Source organism: Clostridia bacterium (assembly GCA_035628995.1).
Classification (GTDB): Bacteria; Bacillota; Clostridia; order Lutisporales; family Lutisporaceae; genus BRH-c25.
In genome coordinates, this window is the sequence record DASPIR010000010.1 from 95945 (window position 1) to 113102 (window position 17158).

A 17158-nucleotide genomic window follows, 5' to 3' on the forward strand; every position below is an offset into this window, starting at 1 on the left:
GAAAACTATTTTATGACAGCCCTAATATCCCGACCAGACACAATATTATTGAGACAATGATGAACACTGATACTACTTTTGACTCAGCCCAGCCGCTAAGCTCAAAATGATGGTGCAGAGGAGACATTTTGAAAAATCTCTTTCCCCCCGTAAGCTTAAAGTAGGTTACCTGTATTATTACCGATAAGGTTTCCAATACATATACCGCACCGATTATGAGGATGAAGAAGGGAAGCTTGGTTATAACAGCCAAGGCTGCTATAGCTCCTCCCAATGCCAGTGAACCTGTATCACCCATAAATACCTGTGCAGGATGTGAATTGAACCTTAAGAATCCAAGCAGTGCACCTATCATAGCACCTGAAAACACCAGCAATCCTACGTGAGCAGCAGCAAGAGCTATTACCGAGAAGAATCCGAGCACTACGACTGTGATTCCTCCTGCCAAGCCATCAAGCCCATCTGTGAGATTGACGCTGTTTACAGTAGCTACGAATACCAGAACTACAAAAGGTATGTACATCGCTCCCAGGTCAATGAACCTCCCTGTAAATGGAATCAAAACCTCTGTTCCGACCTGGGATATGCCAGAAGCTACAAAAGCCATGAAAATAGCCACAAAAAGCTGTGCAGCCATTTTCTGATATGCTCTTAACCCAAGAGATCGCTTATTCTTTATTTTTAGATAATCATCTATAAAACCTATGAGTCCGAATAATATAGTTGTAATAAGTATCAGGAGCATATCTTTATCTTTCGAGAAAGCCAATGCTACAATAGCTGCAGGTATAACTATTATTATACCCCCCATGGTCGGGGTTCCTGTCTTTATTAAGTGACTTTGGGGTCCGTCATCTCTAACCGTCTGCCCAAATTTCATTCTAGTAAGCAACGGTATAAAAACCGGTCCTGCAACTAAAGCCAATACAAAAGCAGAAATGATGCATATAATATAGACATTGTATTCACTGGACATCAAATTGTACATTAAAGATTATCCCCTCTCACGTAATAAATCAACTATATTCTCCATCTTCATAACTCTTGAACCCTTTACCAGAACCACGTCTCCCGGTCTTATGATTTTGTCCAAGGTTGAAGCTGCCTCGTCTTTTACCAGGAAGGCATATAAGTTGTTTTTACTCATTCCGGAATCTTCCGCTCCCTTTTTTACTGCATCGGAGAAATTGCCTATCGCAACTATTATATCAACTCCAATTTCAGCTGCATATGCTCCAATGTTATAATGCTCTCCTTCAGATGCATCCCCCAGTTCAAGCATGTCACCAGTTATGCATACGCTTTTTCCCCCAGCCTTCAAGCTCTGAAGCACATTTATTGCTGCTTTCATGGATTCAGGATTTGCATTGTAAGCATCATTAATAATTTTAACTCCGTTGCTGGTATTAATGATATCCATCCGCATCTTTGATGGTTTAAAACTCAAAAGTCCCTTCCGTATATCCGACCCTTTCATGTCAAAAAGCCTTGCAACAGCTATGGCAGACAAGGCATTATAAACATTGTGCATTCCCGGAAGCAGTACTGTGAAGCTTTCGGAGGCGCCTCCCTTGTTAACCTCAAAGTCTATTCCATCTTCGCCCTTTTCTTTTATCCCGAAAGCGTATAAATCATTGCTCTTTTCCAAACCGTATCTGATTACCCTGTACTTCTCGGAGCTGAAGTCCGACAGCATGTCATTATCTCCATTTATAACTGCTGTGCTGGAGCTATCAAAATAATCAAATACTTCAAGCTTTGCTTTTAATATATTTTCTCTGGAGCCCAGCTTCTCTATATGTGCATTGCCCACATTTGATATTACCGCAATATCCTGCCTCACTATATCCGAAAGCAGGCTTATTTCCCCGGGGCTGTTCATACCCATCTCCAATATTGCTATCTCATGATCATATTGAAGCTTCAAAAGCGTCAAGGGCAGTCCGATAGCATTATTGAAATTTCCTTCAGTCTTAAGTACATTGAACTTCTGAGAAAGTACTGAAGCAATCATATCCTTCGTGGTTGTTTTCCCTGAGCTGCCTGTCACTGCTACAAAAGGTATCTGAAATTTGCCCCTGTAGTATCTGGCAATGTCCTGTAACGCCTTCAGAGTATCACCTACCAATATGTATGGTATGCTGCACTCATTTAGCGGCTTCTGAGTCACTACCACAGCAGCTCCGTTTTCAATAGCCGTGCTTATGAAATCATGCCCATCGAAGCTCTCACCCTTAAGTGCTATAAACATGTTCCCAGGGTTTATCCTCCTGCTGTCAATACTCACTCCATTTACCAAGAAGTCTCTGTCAGAATTCACAAGTGTACCTTGAGCGGAAGCAGTAATTTCCCCTATACTCAAGTCTTCCATTATATTTCCTCCCTTAGAAGCTCTTCTACAATATCTCTTTCATCAAAGGGAATTGTTCTATCCTTCAAAACCTGGTATGTCTCATGGCCTTTTCCTGCCAATAAGACTATATCATCCGGTTTTGCCATTGTCAGTGCATACTTTATCGCGTCTCTTCTGTTTTCAATACAAATATAGTCGCAACCTGTGGATTTTATACCGGCTTCTGCCTGTCTTATTATGTCCATTGGTTCTTCCGACCTTGGATTGTCAGAGGTTACAATGCAGAAATCCGACATCCTCCCGGCTATTTCACCCATTATCGGCCTCTTTTCCCTGTCCCTGTCCCCGCCGCAGCCGAATAATGTTAGGACTCTTCCCTTTGCATACTGCTTCACCGAAGCCAATATATTCCGAAGTCCGTCAGGGGTGTGTGCGTAATCCACAATAACTGTATAAGGAGTATTTGTCTTTACTATCTCTGATCTTCCAGGGACATTATCCACATTATTCAGTCCCTCTTTTATCGCATCTCTGCCAATCCCCTCCGCATAAGCAACGGTTGCTGCAGCCAATGCATTATACACACTGAACTTTCCAGGTATCTTTATACTTAACTCCGTTTCGTATTCAGGCGTTACAAGGGTAAAGGCAACACCTTTTGCTGTAATATCAATATTCTTCGCCATTATGTCGGCTTTATTGTCTATACCGTAAGTGATAATCTGTATCCCCAGCGTCCTTACCTCGTCAGCAATTATTCGCCCATGCTCATCGTCAATATTAATAATATTTGCACCTTTTGTCATATAAAAAAGCTTCTTCTTCGTATTCCTGTAATTCTCAATAGTCTTGTGAAAATCCAAATGATCCTGTGTAAGATTAGTGAAAACTCCGATTCTAAAATTGCAGCCATCCACTCTTCCAAGCTCGAGAGAATGGGAGGACACCTCCATTACCGCATAATCAATATCACTATCTGCCATTTCTCTAAATAAGCTCTGAAGATCTAGAGATTCCGGAGTGGTCCTGGAGGACACAAAAATCTTATCCCCAATCTGTGTTGAAATGGTTCCGAGAAGTCCGGTCTTTTGCTTATTGGCCTCCATTATAGATTTTATCAGATATGTAGTTGTAGTCTTCCCGTTAGTCCCGGTGATACCCACAAGCCGTAGTCTTTGTGTCGGGTTATTATAGAAGGTGGAGGCCAATAAAGGCATAGCAGTTCTTGAACTCTGGACCTTAACCACCGATGCGCCCTTCACATCCACATCCTTCTCTACTATAAAGGCAGCTGCACCCTTCTGCAGAGCATCACTTATATATTTGTGTCCGTCCTGGGTATAGCCGCTTACACAGATAAACAGGTTACCCTTCTTTGTCTTTCTGGAGTCATATACTATTCCATTTATTTCTACATCCAAATCCCCTTTGGAAGATATAATATCAATGTCTTTTAACAACTCTCGAAGCTTCATTCCAATCCCCCTTCTCAGCGTTATGCAAAAAACAGCTTTCATAGTCATCTGGTTTTCGCACAAACGTTTCCTTTGACTTCAATAACTATTGTTGACATGTTTTGGCAACTGTATGCCAAAACAGCTTTTTACCTATTGTAAATTTGTATTCATAAACACTATAAATTACCTTATCATTATCCACCACCTTTTATAAAAAGGCAACCAAAATTAAAGGGTTTCCTTAATTTCGTTGCCTTGGCAATTCATGTTAAATTATTCTGAAGGTTTAGCATTCAAAATTATGATAGACCCTTCGTTTATATCCGCTCCAGGTTTTGGAGTCTGATCCAGAATTGCGGATTCCATGCTATGCTCATACTCTGTATCCACACTATATTTGAGCTTGCTCTTAGCTAATTCCTTTATAGCATCCCGAAGTGGCATGTTCCTTACTTCAGGCACCTTTACAAGCGGTTTCTGCATAAGCTTCTGCTCTTCCTCTGTATATTGCGGCTTGACATCCAAATATCTCAAGGTGTCATATATAATGCTCTTTGCCACCGGTGCTGCAATTACGCCGCCAAAGTGCTGCGCCCCGCCGGGTTCGTCTATTACTACCAGGACTGCAATCTTAGGGTCATTGGCGGGTGCGAAACCGCAGAAGGATGAAACAAATTTGCCCTGTACATATATGCCGCCTTCAGCTTTTTGTGCTGTGCCAGTCTTTCCTGCCACTTTGTAACCCGGTATGTAGGAGGCTGCTGTCGGTGCAACAGCAAATTCAAGAATCTGCCTCATTGTAGCCGCGGTCTCCCCGGAAATTACCTGTCTGACAGTACGAGACTGAAACTCATGCACAGTTTTCCCTTCATCATCAATTACCTTTTTTGCAATTCTAGGCTCCATAAGATAGCCATTGTTCGCAACAGCAGAGAAAGCTGTTATCAACTGAATAGGTGTTACCGATATTCCCTGGCCAAAGGCGTTATTTGCAAGCTCCACCGGTCCTATCCCGCTTAAGGTTCTTACAATACCGCCGGCCTCTCCAGGCAGCTTAACACCTGTAGGAGTGCCAAATCCAAAGGCTCTGATATATTTGTAAAGCTTTTCTTTTCCGAGCCTTTGACCAACTTCCACAAATACGGGGTTACAGGAGTTTTTTACAGCCTCTGCGAAAGTCTGATTTCCATGAGGATTATGACTTCTCCAGCATTTGATTCTCTTTCCTGCTACCATAATATAACCCGGATCATAAAAATGATCATCAGGTTTTACCACATTTTCTTCAAGACCTGCTGAAGAGGTTATTACCTTGAAGGTGGAACCCGGCTCATAGGAGTCGGATATCGCGGGATTTCTCCATATCTTGTAAAGCGCATCATACTGCTCTTTCTGACTCATAGTATCCCATGTGGCTAAAAATTCCTCAGGGATTTTTCGAGGGTCATTGTTGTCAAAGTCAGGCTTGGAAGTCATGGCAAGTATATCCCCGGTCTTTGGATCCATAACTATCGCAGTAACTCGCTTTGCTTTATTCTCAATAACCGCATTCTCAACAGCCTTCTCGGCAAAATGCTGTATAACCTCATCAAGGGTCAAAACCAAGTTTAGCCCATCCTCAGGCTCATAGTATTTTGTATCACTTCCAGGAAGCATCTGCCCATGGGCATCTGTCATCATTATATTTCTTCCCGGAAAGCCGTTCAGATACTTTTCATAGGTAAGTTCAACACCGTCCTGCCCCTGGTTGTCGTTGTTCGTAAAGCCCAATACATAGGATGCAAAATTGCTCTGTGGGTAAAATCTCTTACTATCATCATTAAATATGATTCCTGCAAGCTCCTTTTCTCTTAAAAGCTTAACCTTGTCAGCATCAACCTTTTTCTTGATAAGCACAGTGTCCTTTTTAGCGATTATTTTTTCCGCCAATGCTTTCTTATCCATGGAAAGAATTTCAGAGAGGGCATTGGCAACCGCATCCTTGTCCTTGACCATAGCTGGTCTTACATATATCTCATAAGCTGTTGCGCTGATTGCAAGCTTCTTTGAATTTCTGTCGAATATTACTCCTCTTTTGGACTGAATGGGAATATCCCTGGTCCACTGTTCTACTGCCTTTTGCAGATACTCGGTACTATTTATTATCTGAATAAAAGCAAGCCGTCCTATAAGCCCTAAGTATATTGCAAAAAAAGCAAAGAAGATAAATACCACTCTTCTTTTTATCGTAACCTTTATGCTGGACAAATCAATACACCACCTTCGGAAACTACCTTAACTAATCTAGTACATTGAGGATATTATTTATCGCAGCTTTTGTATATGCTATATATTTATTCTCTTGTACATCACTTATATTGTAAAAATCATGCTCTGCATTGTCAGCTGCTTGTACTGTATTGTTCACATTCACATAAGCTATCTGGTTCTGAACATCAGGATACTGCATGTTTAACTTTTCAAGAGCAGCCTTTTCCAAAGCCTCAAGATTGACCGACTTCATTAGCTGTACGTTGAGATCGGTGTTCTCCTTAACGACCTTTGTATATTCCTTTTCCAGGTTAGTGGTGTTAAAGTTAATCTCTGCCATATATGCATAGCGGGATATAATAAAAATGCTCAACCCAAAAACAAACAATATACTCATTAGATGAGTCTTGGGTTTTGCTTTCTTCTTAACTTTTTTAAGGGGTTTTGCGCTTGGCTCTGAATCTTGCTGCAACTCTAGCTGCTCATATCTGCTATAATCATATGCTCTATTATCTGCTCTTATCATTCTTATTCCCCCCTAACCCCTTTTAGAACTTACTCTTTCAGCCGCCCTAAGCTTGGCGCTTTTAGACCTTGTGTTGGACTCCAACTCCTCTTCCCCTGCAATCACTGGTTTTCTTGTAACAACCTTAAGAAGAGGCACTTTCCCGCACATGCATATAGGCAGCTGAGGCGGGCATGTACATGGTCTTTCAATATTGTTAAAAACTGTTTTTACTATTCTGTCCTCAAGGGAATGAAAGGTTATTACCACTAACCTTCCTCCCGGCTTTAAAATATCCACCGCATCCTTGACTGCTTGTTCCAGAACCTCAAGCTCGTCATTTACAGCTATTCTCAAAGCTTGGAAAGTCCTTTTGGCCGGATGACCGCCTTCCCTTCTTGCTGCTGCCGGAATTGCCCTTTTTATAATATCCACCAGCTTGAAGGTTGTTTCTATCCTACCATTTTTTCTTTCCTCTATTATGAATTTGACAATTCTCACTGCCCATTTTTCTTCGCCATAATCGCTTATTATACGGATAAGCTCCTGCTCTGAGGCATTGTTCACGATATCCGAGGCAGTGTAATCACGGTTGGTATCCATCCTCATATCCAAAGGACCGTCATGCATATAGCTGAAGCCTCGTTCCTCCTCGTCCAACTGATGAGAGGATACCCCTATATCAAGTAATACTCCATCAACTTCCTTAAACCCGTTTTCCTGGGCAATGGCCTTAATATTTCTGAAATTGTCTCGGACTATTATTACATTGTCCTTGTAGGCTTCAAGACGCTCTCTTGCTGCGCTTATCGCATTGCTGTCCTGATCTATGCCCAGGAGTATTCCTCCCGGTATTATCCTTTTGATTATTTCTGAAGAATGACCGGCCCCCCCAAGGGTTCCGTCAATATAAACCCCTCCCTGCTTAAGGTCGAGATATTTCAAGGTTTCTTCTAAAAGCACAGGTTTATGTTCAAAATTCAATATTTTCACCTACTCCATATGTCTTATTGCTATATCCCAAGCTGTGACATTTTTTCAGCCACATCTTCATAACTAATATTTGCATCGCTATTGAATTTATTCCATTCTTCCTTGCTCCATATTTCTATTCGTGTTGAAACACCTATTATGACAAGCTCTTTGTCAATATTGGCATAGTCCTTAAGATGGTTGGGCATCACTATCCTGCCCTGCTTGTCCAGCTCGCACTCGCAGGCTCCCGCGAAAAAAAACCTCACGAAGGCTCTTGCATCTTTATTTGTCATAGGCAAGCTCTTGAGCTTGTTCTCCACAATGCTCCATTCTTCTGATGAGTATATGAATAGGCAGTTATCCAGGCCCTTGGTCATAACGAAGCTGTCTCCAAGCTTTTCCCTGAACTTCGAAGGCATTATAACCCTGTTTTTAGGGTCCAGGGTATGCTGGTATTCACCTATGAACATATACTCACCTCCTTTATGTATATTTTATCACTTTATACCACTTTGCTCCACTTCAATCCACTTCATGACATATTCTATATTAAAATAAAAACTCCTTCCTATTTTTTGAAAAATGGACAAAAAAAATAAAAATAGTACAAAAGGCCTATTCCCTTTGTACCATTTACCCTACTCTTTTGAAAAACTTATATAATTTTTTTATGCTTTTTCCTACGGTAAACCATCAAAGCAGCAAAAGCTGCTATTATTATCAGACTAATGATCTGAGCTGTCCTCATACCCATAAACATAAGGCTGTCTGTTCGCAAGCCCTCAATCCAAAATCTCCCGATTGAATAGAGTATCCCGTACAGCAGGAACACCTCTCCATCCACCTTCTTTTTTCTTCTGTACATGATAAGGATAATAAAAACGCCGATATTCCATAATGATTCATACAGGAATGTAGGATGTACCCTTACACCTTCCACCATTATTCCCCAGGGCAGATTTGTTGGTCCACCATGGGCTTCTGCGTTTACAAAGTTTCCCCACCGCCCTATGGCCTGACCGATAATTATACCAGGGGCTGCTATATCCGCAGTTTCCCAGAAGGAGATTTTCCTTATCCTTGTAAAAACATATCCACTCAGCACAGCTGCTATAAGGGCTCCATGGATTGCCAAGCCCCCCTCACGGATATTTATGATTTTCATTATGTCGCCTCTGTAATAATCCCACTCAAAAATGACATAGTATAGTCTTGCACCTATTACAGCCACCGGAATGCACCATAATGCCATATCGATTATATACTCGGGGTCATACCCCAATCTCTTAGCTTCATTGTATGCCAGCAGTAATCCTGCCAGTATTCCTGCTGAAAGCAGTATACCATACCACCTTACTGATATCCCGAATATTTCAAAAGCCACAGGATTCATAGCCTTTCCTCCAATCTTGCTTCATGCAGCACATTCTTTTCATATAACTTTACTGTTTGATTATAAGTACTTTTCACCTTAGCTGTCAAGCTTGTTATATATCATCCCCAAATTATGGATATTTATTCCATCAAGCTTGTTTGTGCCAGGCCCGACAGTTACTCACTGCACTTACTTAGTCTGAATTGGCTAGATCCAGCACTCCACTGACCGTTTCCATTACCGACGAATAATTCTTACCCTGCATATAATCATCATAGGCCAGGTACAAAGCCCAGATCAAATCCCACATATCCCCATCGGCATAAACTATATTGAGCCCCAAGTCATTAGAAGCTTCCTTCCTGTTAATACAGTAACCGTGGGAGAAGTATTTCTCAGTCATCATCTTAGTTACCGATTTCGCCCTTTCCTTGCTTTGCTTGAACATATTATTTTCAAGCAAAGCCTCAGCATACTGATAGGATGCCTTAATTGATTTTTCATAATCTCCTAGAATCCATGGGTCAAGCTTGTTGGATATTGGGTACAAGACTGATGCTGTAATCTTTGAATCCTTGCTTTGCGCAAGCTTCTCCTCCATAAAATCTATGCACAATCTTATCGACTGGACGGGAACCCACAAATCGGTATACATCGGGTGCTTCACAAGGGGATCGATGGGTCCCAATTCCGAAATCGGCCCCATCACTATCTCATCTGCACCAATAGCCACCATGGTTGCGGCACTTTTCGCGACAAAAGGTATTATAACACTGAAGTTATCGCAAAATTCCCTGATCAAATTCACTATTTTGTAAGGGGTATCTACAGCACCACCATAACTATTTAAAAAAAGGTCAATCCTTTCCGTTTTTCCAATACTGCAAAGCTGTTTATACAAAGGAACCAACACATAATCATCCATTGGGGTGTAGGATATATACGAAATCAATCTGGAATTGCGCATCTTCTCAATGCTTTTAAGCAAGCTCAACCTCTTTTTATTTGTTATTTTCAACACGCTAAAACCCCTCTCGCTCGCGAAAAACTGCAAGCAGTTTTTTCTACTACACATAATATGTGCATGAAGTTGTTTTAGTGAGGAATAAAAGCTACATCATGTTAATTTCGAGAACTAAAGAGGCACTACTTCTTCAAAAAGCATAAATAGAACCAATATTGTAATAATATAATTATATGTTTAGGAGAGAAAAAGATGCAGCTAATGGAGGTGAGTCTTATGCCGCTGCTTAATATCGAGGAATTGACTTTTATGAAGCTCATGATAATAAAAGATTTGGAAAAGACATTGAAGATAGGCTACGAACATCAATACCGGAATATATTATCCAAAATAGTGAGTAATCAGAAAAGGTTTGTAAAAAAGAGCCTTCCCAAGGATGTCTCAGAGGATCTCTATAGATATGACGCGCTGGCAGCAGGACTTGCCAACTATTTGATAAATCTTTTTGAAGTATTTGGAGAAAGTGCTGTGTTGAATGCCAAGAAAATTTTTGAGGAGAATGGATCCAAATGGGGAAAGAAGCTGAAGAAAAGGCTTTTCATTCAAGACGATATCGTTGATATTAACTATGTGATTAAGAACCTGTATATTAATATTCCTGAACTGGACTACATGGACATTACAAATGACGATTTAGTGTGGCATTTCAGCAAGCAGGGCAATAGCAGCGTCAATGAAGGCTTTGGGAAATTTAATTCCAGGTTCTATGCCATAAAGACCGCATGGCTGCATTCCTTCACAAAGTCCTTCACCTCCCAGTATGCAAGCATTTTCGAAAAGAAAAGCGAGGATGATAACGAGATAATCACGAGTATAGCACTTAAAGAGAATATAGAATAAAAAAACCGTTTTAACTACAGTGTTAAAACGGTTTTATATTAAAGCTCATTCAATATACTTATCGAAGCACTTGCACCTATTCTTGTCGCACCCGCCTCTATCATCTTTAATGAGGTCTCAAGGTTTCTTATTCCGCCTGCAGCTTTAACGCCCATTTCGGGACCAACTGTCCTTCTCATCAAGACTATGTCTTCAACTGTCGCACCGCTTGCAGAAAAACCAGTGGAGGTCTTTACATAATCAGCTCCAGCCTTCTTGGAAAGCTCACATGCGGTTACCTTCTCCTCATCTGAGAGAAGGCAGGCCTCGATAATAACCTTGAGCAATGCCTTTCCCTTGCAGGCATCAGCTACTGCCTTGATATCCGCTTCCACTTCATCCATCTTTCCAGACTTTAGAGCTCCAATATTAATGACCATGTCCACTTCAGTTGCCCCATTATCAATAGCCTGGGCTGCTTCAAATGCTTTGGTCTCCTTAGTAGTGGCTCCCAGAGGGAAACCTACGACTGTGCAGACCTTTACTTCTGTTCCATGGAGAAAGGAGTCTGCAAGCTTCACATTAGAAGCATTTATGCATACAGATGCAAATTTGTACTCCAAGGCTTCCCTGCAGAGCTTTATTACATCCCCTTCCTTAGCATCAGGCTTTAAAATTGTGTGGTCTATATAACGGGCCAGTTCCAACTTGTTCATGATTTTTCCCCCAATTTTATTCTTAATTATCGGATAATTTCTCCCATAGTGCCATTTTGTATTCCGGCTGCATTTCCCTCTTCTATGTCAATATGCATATCTAAAGCAAAATCAGGGTGAACTCTGCACATAACATTGTCAAATACAACTGCCCTTTCATCCCCAACTCTTACCTTTACTATATCCCTGTCTTTAAGACCAAACTTTTCTCCATCGCTTGTATGAAAATGAATGTGTCTTGCTGCTACTATAACACCTTCTTTTAATTCAACCTGCCCCTTGGGTCCAATAATTGTACAACCTGGTGTGCCCTGTATTTTTCCTGAGGGTCTTACCATAGCCTCAACTCCCATAGTCCTTGCATCAAACATAGAAATCTCCAATTGAGTCTCCGGTCTTACAGGCCCAAGTATTCTTACCCCTTTTAGAGTTGATTTGGGACCAACTACATCAACCTTCTCATCACAAGCAAACTGCCCAGGCTGTGAAAGATCCTTCATTTTAGTAAGTTCGTGCCCTTTACCGAAAAGTATTTCTAAGTGCTCCTTTGAAACGTGGATATGTCTGTTTGATAAGCTTACTGGTACTAATTTCTCCATTTTATTTCCTCCAATCGAATTTATATTTATACTTAATTTGAACTATTACACAATTTATTACTTAAGATTCTTTTTGGCTTTCTATCTTGTTTCGCGTTTCGGGTTTCGCGTTACGCGATTCACGTATGTTCTTCGAAGCTCTTGCTTGCATACTCGTAACTCGCAACCATTCCCTATAGGAATACCTGCCTGTTATCCCTTCAGGGATTCATACGCCTTTATCATTATTGCACACTCGATTCTCTTTTTCTGCAGCTTGCATTCAAGGTCATATGGGCTCTTGAGGTCATTATTGAAAGCCGCCGCATTTGCCTGACAACCTCCGCTGCAGTAAAATCTCGCCCAGCATTCCCGGCATTTCTCCTTATGATAAACAGTATTTTCAGAGAACTCTTTTTGAAGTTCCCCATTGGTTACGCCCTTCCAGACATCTCCCATGAGGTATTCCTGCCTTCCCACAAACTGATGGCAGGGATAGAGCTCTCCATCCGGAGTGACAGCAAAATATTCAACTCCAGACCCGCAGGAGGATACTCTCTTGTAGATGCAAGGACCTCCATCCAAATCCATAAGGAAATGATAATATCTGAAGCCCTTTCCACTCTCGTTGTACTCAATGTACTTACTGGCAAGCTTATCGTATTCTTGATATATAACCGGCAGATGCTCCTCGCGAAGAGCATAGCCTTTTTCTTTTTCCGCAACCACAGGCTCAATGGAAATCTCCTTAAAGCCTTCATCGGCAAGATGCAGTACATCGCTGCAAAAATCCAGATTGTTCGCTGTAAAGGTTCCCCTTATGTAATAGCTCTTATCGCCTCTTGATGCTACAAAGCTTTTCATTTTTGGCATAATGCTCTCATATGTGCCGGAACCGTCAACGAACTTTCTCATGCGGTCATTTACTCGTTTTCTTCCATCTATGCTCAACACTATATTATCCATGTTTCCATTTATAAATTCTTCTATATCCTTGTCCAAGAGCGTTCCGTTAGTAGTGATGGTGAAACCGATCCTCTTGCCATACTCCTTCTCCCGCTCCCTTGCATAAAGCACCGTTTCCTTTACCACGTCAAAGTTCATAAGCGGCTCTCCGCCGAAGAAATCAACCTCCAAGCGCTTCCTTGCTCCAGAAGTGCTCAGAAGGAAGTCAATAGCCTTGGAAGCCACTGTGAAAGGCATCAGTTTGCGCCCCCCGTGATAGTCTCCGGTTGATGCAAAACAGTAGCCGCATCTTATATTGCAGTCATGGGCTATATTCAGGCATAAGGCTTTAGTATGCGTTTCCCTTTTCTCGTTTTGTACCTTATCCATATATGTATCTTCAGAATGCAGCAGTCCCTGCTTTTCAAGCTGGCCTATTTCACCCCATGCTTCCCTGATACTTGTCTCAGAATACTTATCATTAAGTTTTTCAATTATATCCTCAACACTGTCTGTGTAGTGGTCTAATATGTCCCAAGTGAGCTGGTCAACCACATGTACAGTGCCGCTGTTGACGTCTATAACAATTTTCAAACTGTTTTGTTCGTATTTATGCAGCATAACTGACCCCCGAAAAAATTTAATTGCACTACAGAAAGTAATGGTTGCATATAGATTGCGGATATATTTTAAAGGACTATTTTGTTTTCCGCAATACACACTAAGGAAGCAGAAATGTAAAAAAGATACTCTTTTTTACATTTTGCATTGTTTATCACTGACTATTTTATATTAATTTGCCAGACGTGTCAATTCAACACAACAGCAGCAGTAAAAAAATACCGCCCATGGGGCGGCATTCTGCTACTGGACAGCTTTATTCAAATCGTCCATAAGTTCGTCTGTGTTCATCCTATACCTGAGAGCAGCCTGCTCTACAGTCATATACATTGCGCCGCCTCAGCCAAAGCACTTTATTCCGTGGTTTTTGAATATCTCCTCAAGCTGAGGATATTTATATAGTATATCATCTATTACCATACTTTTATTAAGCATTTTTTCACCCCCATTTATTATATGTAATTTTTGATTATTTATATACCTATACGGGGTACGTGTTATCTTAATATCATTATATGATGACAGCCTTTTATTGTCAATAATCTTATTTATTTTTTTCTTCTAAATACTTCACTGCGCTCAGCGATGCCATGCTGCCTTCCCCTACCGCCTTTGCTATCTGATAGGGCTTTCCTACACAGTCTCCGCAGGCAAAAACTCCTTTAATGCTGGTAGCCATTTCTCTGTTTACCTTTATAGAACCCTCATCAAGCTCAAGTCCTTCTATCAGCTGGTTTGCCGGAATTACGTTCCTAATAATGAATACTGCGTCCACTTTAAGCTCCCTTTGGTCAGTTGTCAGGCTACGAACCTTGTTGCCGTCACCTTGAATTTTGGTTACTTTTTCTTTGAGCAGCTTAATATTTTCCTTAAGCTTGGGATCTGTGCGATAGGTAGGTATATAGTAAACCTCAGAACAGATCTCAGAAAGAAAATTGGCTTCCTCTTCCCCTTCCTCGTTCTCTGCTATTATAGCAATAGCCTTGTTCCTGTAAAGGGGACCATCGCAGGTGGCACAGTAGCCTATTCCCTTACCCAGGTATTCCTTCTCACCTTCAAAATAATTTGCTTTTCCATGTCCTATAGCAATAATAATTGCCTGAGCCTCATAAAACTCATTCCCTGCGTTTATTGAGAAATACCCGCCCATATCCAAAATATTAAATGCCTTCTCTTTTTTTATATCTATGCCCATAGAAACCGCATGTTCCTTGAAGCTTGCTATGAGCTCACTGCCGCTTATTCCCTTCAAACCCAGGTAATTGTCAATCTGAGGAGCTTTCATGAGGCCGGTGACCTTCTCATTGCCGCCAAGCAGTATAAAGCTTTTGTTTCTTATTTTAAGATTCAAGGATGCGGAAATGGCCGCAGGGCCTCCGCCTATTATAGCAACATCCATCATTTGTTCATCATTCCTTTATTATAAATTGAAAAGCGATTTTCCGCTTACTATAAGTACTATTTCCAAAGTCATCATTCCTATAAATATCAGAAGGCTTACCAACAGAGGCCAAGATAGCTTGATACTTCCCAACATGCCGAAAACCCCGGTATCCGGCCTCTTGGCAGCTGTCTCAGGGTGCCGGTCGCTTATAGCCTTCAGGCATATAATCATTATAGTACCCGCAAAGGGCAGAATAATTCCAAAAAGAATTGCTGCTCCTATTAGGGATTGCGTTGTCATACCCTCTTGGACTTGTGCAATATCAATGTTTTTATAAAAGGGCAGGCTCATTATCACATAGCCCCAGGTAACTGATATGGCGTTATTTATAAAATGTCCAATAATCCCTGCAAATATTGAGTTGGTCTTGTAAACCACAAAGCCAAGTACAATGCCAAGGAAGAAAGGTGCCAATATGTTCTGAATGTTAAGATGCAATATTGAAAAAAGTAGTGCCGTCACTATTATATTAGGCCACATCCCAAGCTTCTCATAGGCTCTAAGTATAAACCCACGGAACAATAGCTCCTCACAAATGCCCGCCGAGCCCGCTATTACGAAAAGCAGCACCAGGTATTCCGCGGGATCTGTTGCAAAGGGGATATCCGGCACAATTAAATTTCCAAGCATGCTTATGAGTATTTCACCCAGCAGATTGATGAAAACCGCTACAAAATACGCTGCAATAAAAGTAACTACAACCAGCAGTACATCAACAAGACTCAACCTATTGAACCTAAGCTCGGTTTTCAGCGACGCTCCCTTGACTTTTACATATATGACTGTAGGCAGCGCAATCAACAGGAACTCTGTAATGAGTATTCCATAATGGAAGTCCCAATTCTGCGCCACATATCCTATAGTCACGAACAAAATCATTATAGTCATGTATAAGAAATTGGCTCCGAAAAAGGATATTTTTCCTGAGTTTTCTAATTCCAAATTCAAATCCCCTTCACATATCTTGGATTATTTACTATGGCTCTAGGCCTGTACGGGCGATTCATGAATCGCCCCTACCACGGAACGGTGAGGGCACCGTTCCCTACACCTCGAAACCCCGTAACCCCGAAACCTCATACCTACTGCCTATATATTATACTTTCATTTCTTGTCAAAGGTTCCTCAACCACCATATGCTCTATGCTCAGCGGCCCTCCGTCGACCGTAGGCATAACTCCCTTGATCGCCTCAAATTCAGTCATTGTATCAGCTATGGAATTAATGGTCATAGATTCTCCTGCAGCCCCGCCCCAGTGTTTTGTGTGCATTTCTTCAGAAAAATCAACCTTCAGAAGGTCACCTTCCAGCTTTACATATTCAACCTTAACTTCTTCCGGTATAGTTCTATACAAATTTTCAGAGCTAGGTCCCTTTATAAGCTCCTCAAGTGCTATTTTGTATAACTCGTCATCTTTAATATCCTTCTTTAGAAAAACAGTTCTTTTCTCAGGTACCATATACATAGCCTGGGAATCTGCAAAATAGAGAGTTATTTCCTTTTCAGACATATCCCCAGTGTTGAAATCTATAAACTCCATGAAGCCATAGGGCTCTCCGCTAGGAGCAATAAGCTCCTGACCTTCAACAAGTATCCTCACTTTCTTCAGCTCACTAAACTGAAGCATAGTATCTACCACCGAAGACACCACAGCTGCGACCTGAAGACTGCCGGAAAACACATTGAACTCCTTTGAAAAATCAACAGTCAAATTCTCGTTCTCGACCCTTGCATCCAATATCTTTGTATCCTTATTGATACTTGTTTCGAATTTGCTGCTGTCAGAAGGACCCTTCAGCAGCTCCTTCAGGGTATTCACATATTTGCTTTTAACATCCTCGAACTTTATTTCCCTGTTCTCTATCCCAAGGCCAGTATTACCTTTGGCAGCAAAATAAAGCTTAAAGTTTCCGGATTTCACTGGATCCTTTGTAAAACATCCTGAGGTAAATAGCATGATAAAAGCAAGCAACAGGCATAACCTTTTCATTGTAAAACCTCCTCGTGCTTTTTAGCACAGCAAACTTTTAACTATTAAAGTGCCAAAAACGCACTTCTTTAATGCTGTGCCTCTACAGGGTTAGAATCTCTAACT

The 17158-nt window shown here is 41.2% G+C and carries 16 protein-coding genes; 1 reads left to right on the forward strand and 15 read right to left on the reverse strand.

Translation table 11 applies throughout. The features are described from left to right. Window positions 1–10: 10 nt before the first annotated feature. The 9 genes from mraY to VEB00_03325 all read right to left on the reverse strand — a co-directional run bounded on the left by mraY (window position 11) and on the right by VEB00_03325 (window position 9927). Window positions 11–988 carry a phospho-N-acetylmuramoyl-pentapeptide-transferase gene (mraY, locus tag VEB00_03285; GenBank protein ID HYF82037.1) on the reverse strand — a complete coding sequence of 326 codons (978 nt, stop codon included), beginning with the start codon at window positions 986–988 and terminating at the stop codon, window positions 11–13. A 6-nt stretch (window positions 989–994) separates the two neighbouring features. Continuing rightward, complete coding sequence (gene murF / locus VEB00_03290) at window positions 995–2371, reverse strand: UDP-N-acetylmuramoyl-tripeptide--D-alanyl-D-alanine ligase (GenBank protein ID HYF82038.1); 1377 nt, start codon at window positions 2369–2371, stop codon at window positions 995–997. Then, entirely contained in the window at window positions 2371–3828 is a 1458-nt protein-coding gene (locus VEB00_03295; GenBank protein ID HYF82039.1) for a UDP-N-acetylmuramoyl-L-alanyl-D-glutamate--2,6-diaminopimelate ligase, read from the reverse strand. Before VEB00_03295 ends, murF begins: the two co-directional genes overlap by 1 nt. Window positions 3829–4083: 255 nt before the next feature. Further along, complete coding sequence (locus VEB00_03300) at window positions 4084–6057, reverse strand: stage V sporulation protein D (protein HYF82040.1); 1974 nt, start codon at window positions 6055–6057, stop codon at window positions 4084–4086. Window positions 6058–6088: 31 nt separating this feature from the next. Continuing rightward, window positions 6089–6586: a hypothetical protein gene (locus VEB00_03305; GenBank protein HYF82041.1), complete on the reverse strand. Its 498-nt coding sequence runs from the start codon at window positions 6584–6586 to the stop codon at window positions 6089–6091. A 12-nt stretch (window positions 6587–6598) separates the two neighbouring features. Continuing rightward, window positions 6599–7549 (reverse strand): 16S rRNA (cytosine(1402)-N(4))-methyltransferase RsmH, encoded by a 951-nt coding sequence (rsmH, locus tag VEB00_03310; protein HYF82042.1) that lies wholly within the window; start codon window positions 7547–7549, stop codon window positions 6599–6601. A gap of 29 nt (window positions 7550–7578) precedes the next feature. Next, window positions 7579–8010, reverse strand: a complete 432-nt coding sequence (gene mraZ, locus VEB00_03315; GenBank protein HYF82043.1) for a division/cell wall cluster transcriptional repressor MraZ — start codon at window positions 8008–8010, stop codon at window positions 7579–7581. 185 nt (window positions 8011–8195) lie between these two features. Continuing rightward, window positions 8196–8933: a prolipoprotein diacylglyceryl transferase gene (lgt, locus tag VEB00_03320; protein HYF82044.1), complete on the reverse strand. Its 738-nt coding sequence runs from the start codon at window positions 8931–8933 to the stop codon at window positions 8196–8198. 175 nt (window positions 8934–9108) lie between these two features. Further along, window positions 9109–9927 carry an ATP-dependent Clp protease proteolytic subunit gene (locus tag VEB00_03325; GenBank protein HYF82045.1) on the reverse strand — a complete coding sequence of 273 codons (819 nt, stop codon included), beginning with the start codon at window positions 9925–9927 and terminating at the stop codon, window positions 9109–9111. Window positions 9928–10131: 204 nt separating this feature from the next. On the opposite strand from VEB00_03325, the gene VEB00_03330 reads away from it, so the two are divergent. Further along, window positions 10132–10779 carry a hypothetical protein gene (locus VEB00_03330; protein ID HYF82046.1) on the forward strand — a complete coding sequence of 216 codons (648 nt, stop codon included), beginning with the start codon at window positions 10132–10134 and terminating at the stop codon, window positions 10777–10779. Window positions 10780–10817: 38 nt separating this feature from the next. On the opposite strand, the gene deoC is transcribed toward VEB00_03330, so the two are convergent. The 6 genes from deoC to VEB00_03360 all read right to left on the reverse strand — a co-directional run bounded on the left by deoC (window position 10818) and on the right by VEB00_03360 (window position 17053). Continuing rightward, window positions 10818–11474 (reverse strand): deoxyribose-phosphate aldolase, encoded by a 657-nt coding sequence (gene deoC / locus VEB00_03335; protein ID HYF82047.1) that lies wholly within the window; start codon window positions 11472–11474, stop codon window positions 10818–10820. Between the two features lie 26 nt (window positions 11475–11500). Next, entirely contained in the window at window positions 11501–12073 is a 573-nt protein-coding gene (locus tag VEB00_03340) for a phosphate propanoyltransferase (protein HYF82048.1), read from the reverse strand. A gap of 192 nt (window positions 12074–12265) precedes the next feature. Further along, window positions 12266–13618 (reverse strand): thioether cross-link-forming SCIFF peptide maturase, encoded by a 1353-nt coding sequence (gene scfB, locus VEB00_03345; GenBank protein HYF82049.1) that lies wholly within the window; start codon window positions 13616–13618, stop codon window positions 12266–12268. 544 nt (window positions 13619–14162) lie between these two features. Next, entirely contained in the window at window positions 14163–15020 is an 858-nt protein-coding gene (locus VEB00_03350; protein ID HYF82050.1) for an FAD-dependent oxidoreductase, read from the reverse strand. Between the two features lie 18 nt (window positions 15021–15038). Further along, window positions 15039–16004, reverse strand: coding sequence for a type II CAAX endopeptidase family protein (locus VEB00_03355; protein ID HYF82051.1), 966 nt, complete (start codon window positions 16002–16004; stop codon window positions 15039–15041). A gap of 140 nt (window positions 16005–16144) precedes the next feature. Then, the gene (locus tag VEB00_03360) at window positions 16145–17053 is read right to left on the reverse strand and encodes a GerMN domain-containing protein (protein HYF82052.1); all 909 of its coding nucleotides are present in this window, start codon (window positions 17051–17053) and stop codon (window positions 16145–16147) included. Window positions 17054–17158 lie beyond the last annotated feature (105 nt).

Bases quoted from the DNA above. Each gene is read 5' to 3' on its own strand.
- VEB00_03360 (HYF82052.1), bottom strand. From the start codon at position 17,053: ATGAAAAGGTTATGCCTGTTGCTTGCTTTTATCATGCTATTTACCTCA.
- murF (HYF82038.1), bottom strand. From the start codon at position 2,371: ATGGAAGACTTGAGTATAGGGGAAATTACTGCTTCCGCTCAAGGTACA.
- VEB00_03305 (HYF82041.1), bottom strand. From the start codon at position 6,586: ATGATAAGAGCAGATAATAGAGCATATGATTATAGCAGATATGAGCAG.
- VEB00_03295 (HYF82039.1), bottom strand. From the start codon at position 3,828: ATGAAGCTTCGAGAGTTGTTAAAAGACATTGATATTATATCTTCCAAA.
- VEB00_03330 (HYF82046.1), top strand. From the start codon at position 10,132: ATGCAGCTAATGGAGGTGAGTCTTATGCCGCTGCTTAATATCGAGGAA.
- mraZ (HYF82043.1), bottom strand. From the start codon at position 8,010: ATGTTCATAGGTGAATACCAGCATACCCTGGACCCTAAAAACAGGGTT.
- deoC (HYF82047.1), bottom strand. From the start codon at position 11,474: ATGAACAAGTTGGAACTGGCCCGTTATATAGACCACACAATTTTAAAG.
- lgt (HYF82044.1), bottom strand. From the start codon at position 8,933: ATGAATCCTGTGGCTTTTGAAATATTCGGGATATCAGTAAGGTGGTAT.
- mraY (HYF82037.1), bottom strand. From the start codon at position 988: ATGTACAATTTGATGTCCAGTGAATACAATGTCTATATTATATGCATC.
- VEB00_03350 (HYF82050.1), bottom strand. From the start codon at position 15,020: ATGATGGATGTTGCTATAATAGGCGGAGGCCCTGCGGCCATTTCCGCA.
- scfB (HYF82049.1), bottom strand. From the start codon at position 13,618: ATGCTGCATAAATACGAACAAAACAGTTTGAAAATTGTTATAGACGTC.
- VEB00_03340 (HYF82048.1), bottom strand. From the start codon at position 12,073: ATGGAGAAATTAGTACCAGTAAGCTTATCAAACAGACATATCCACGTT.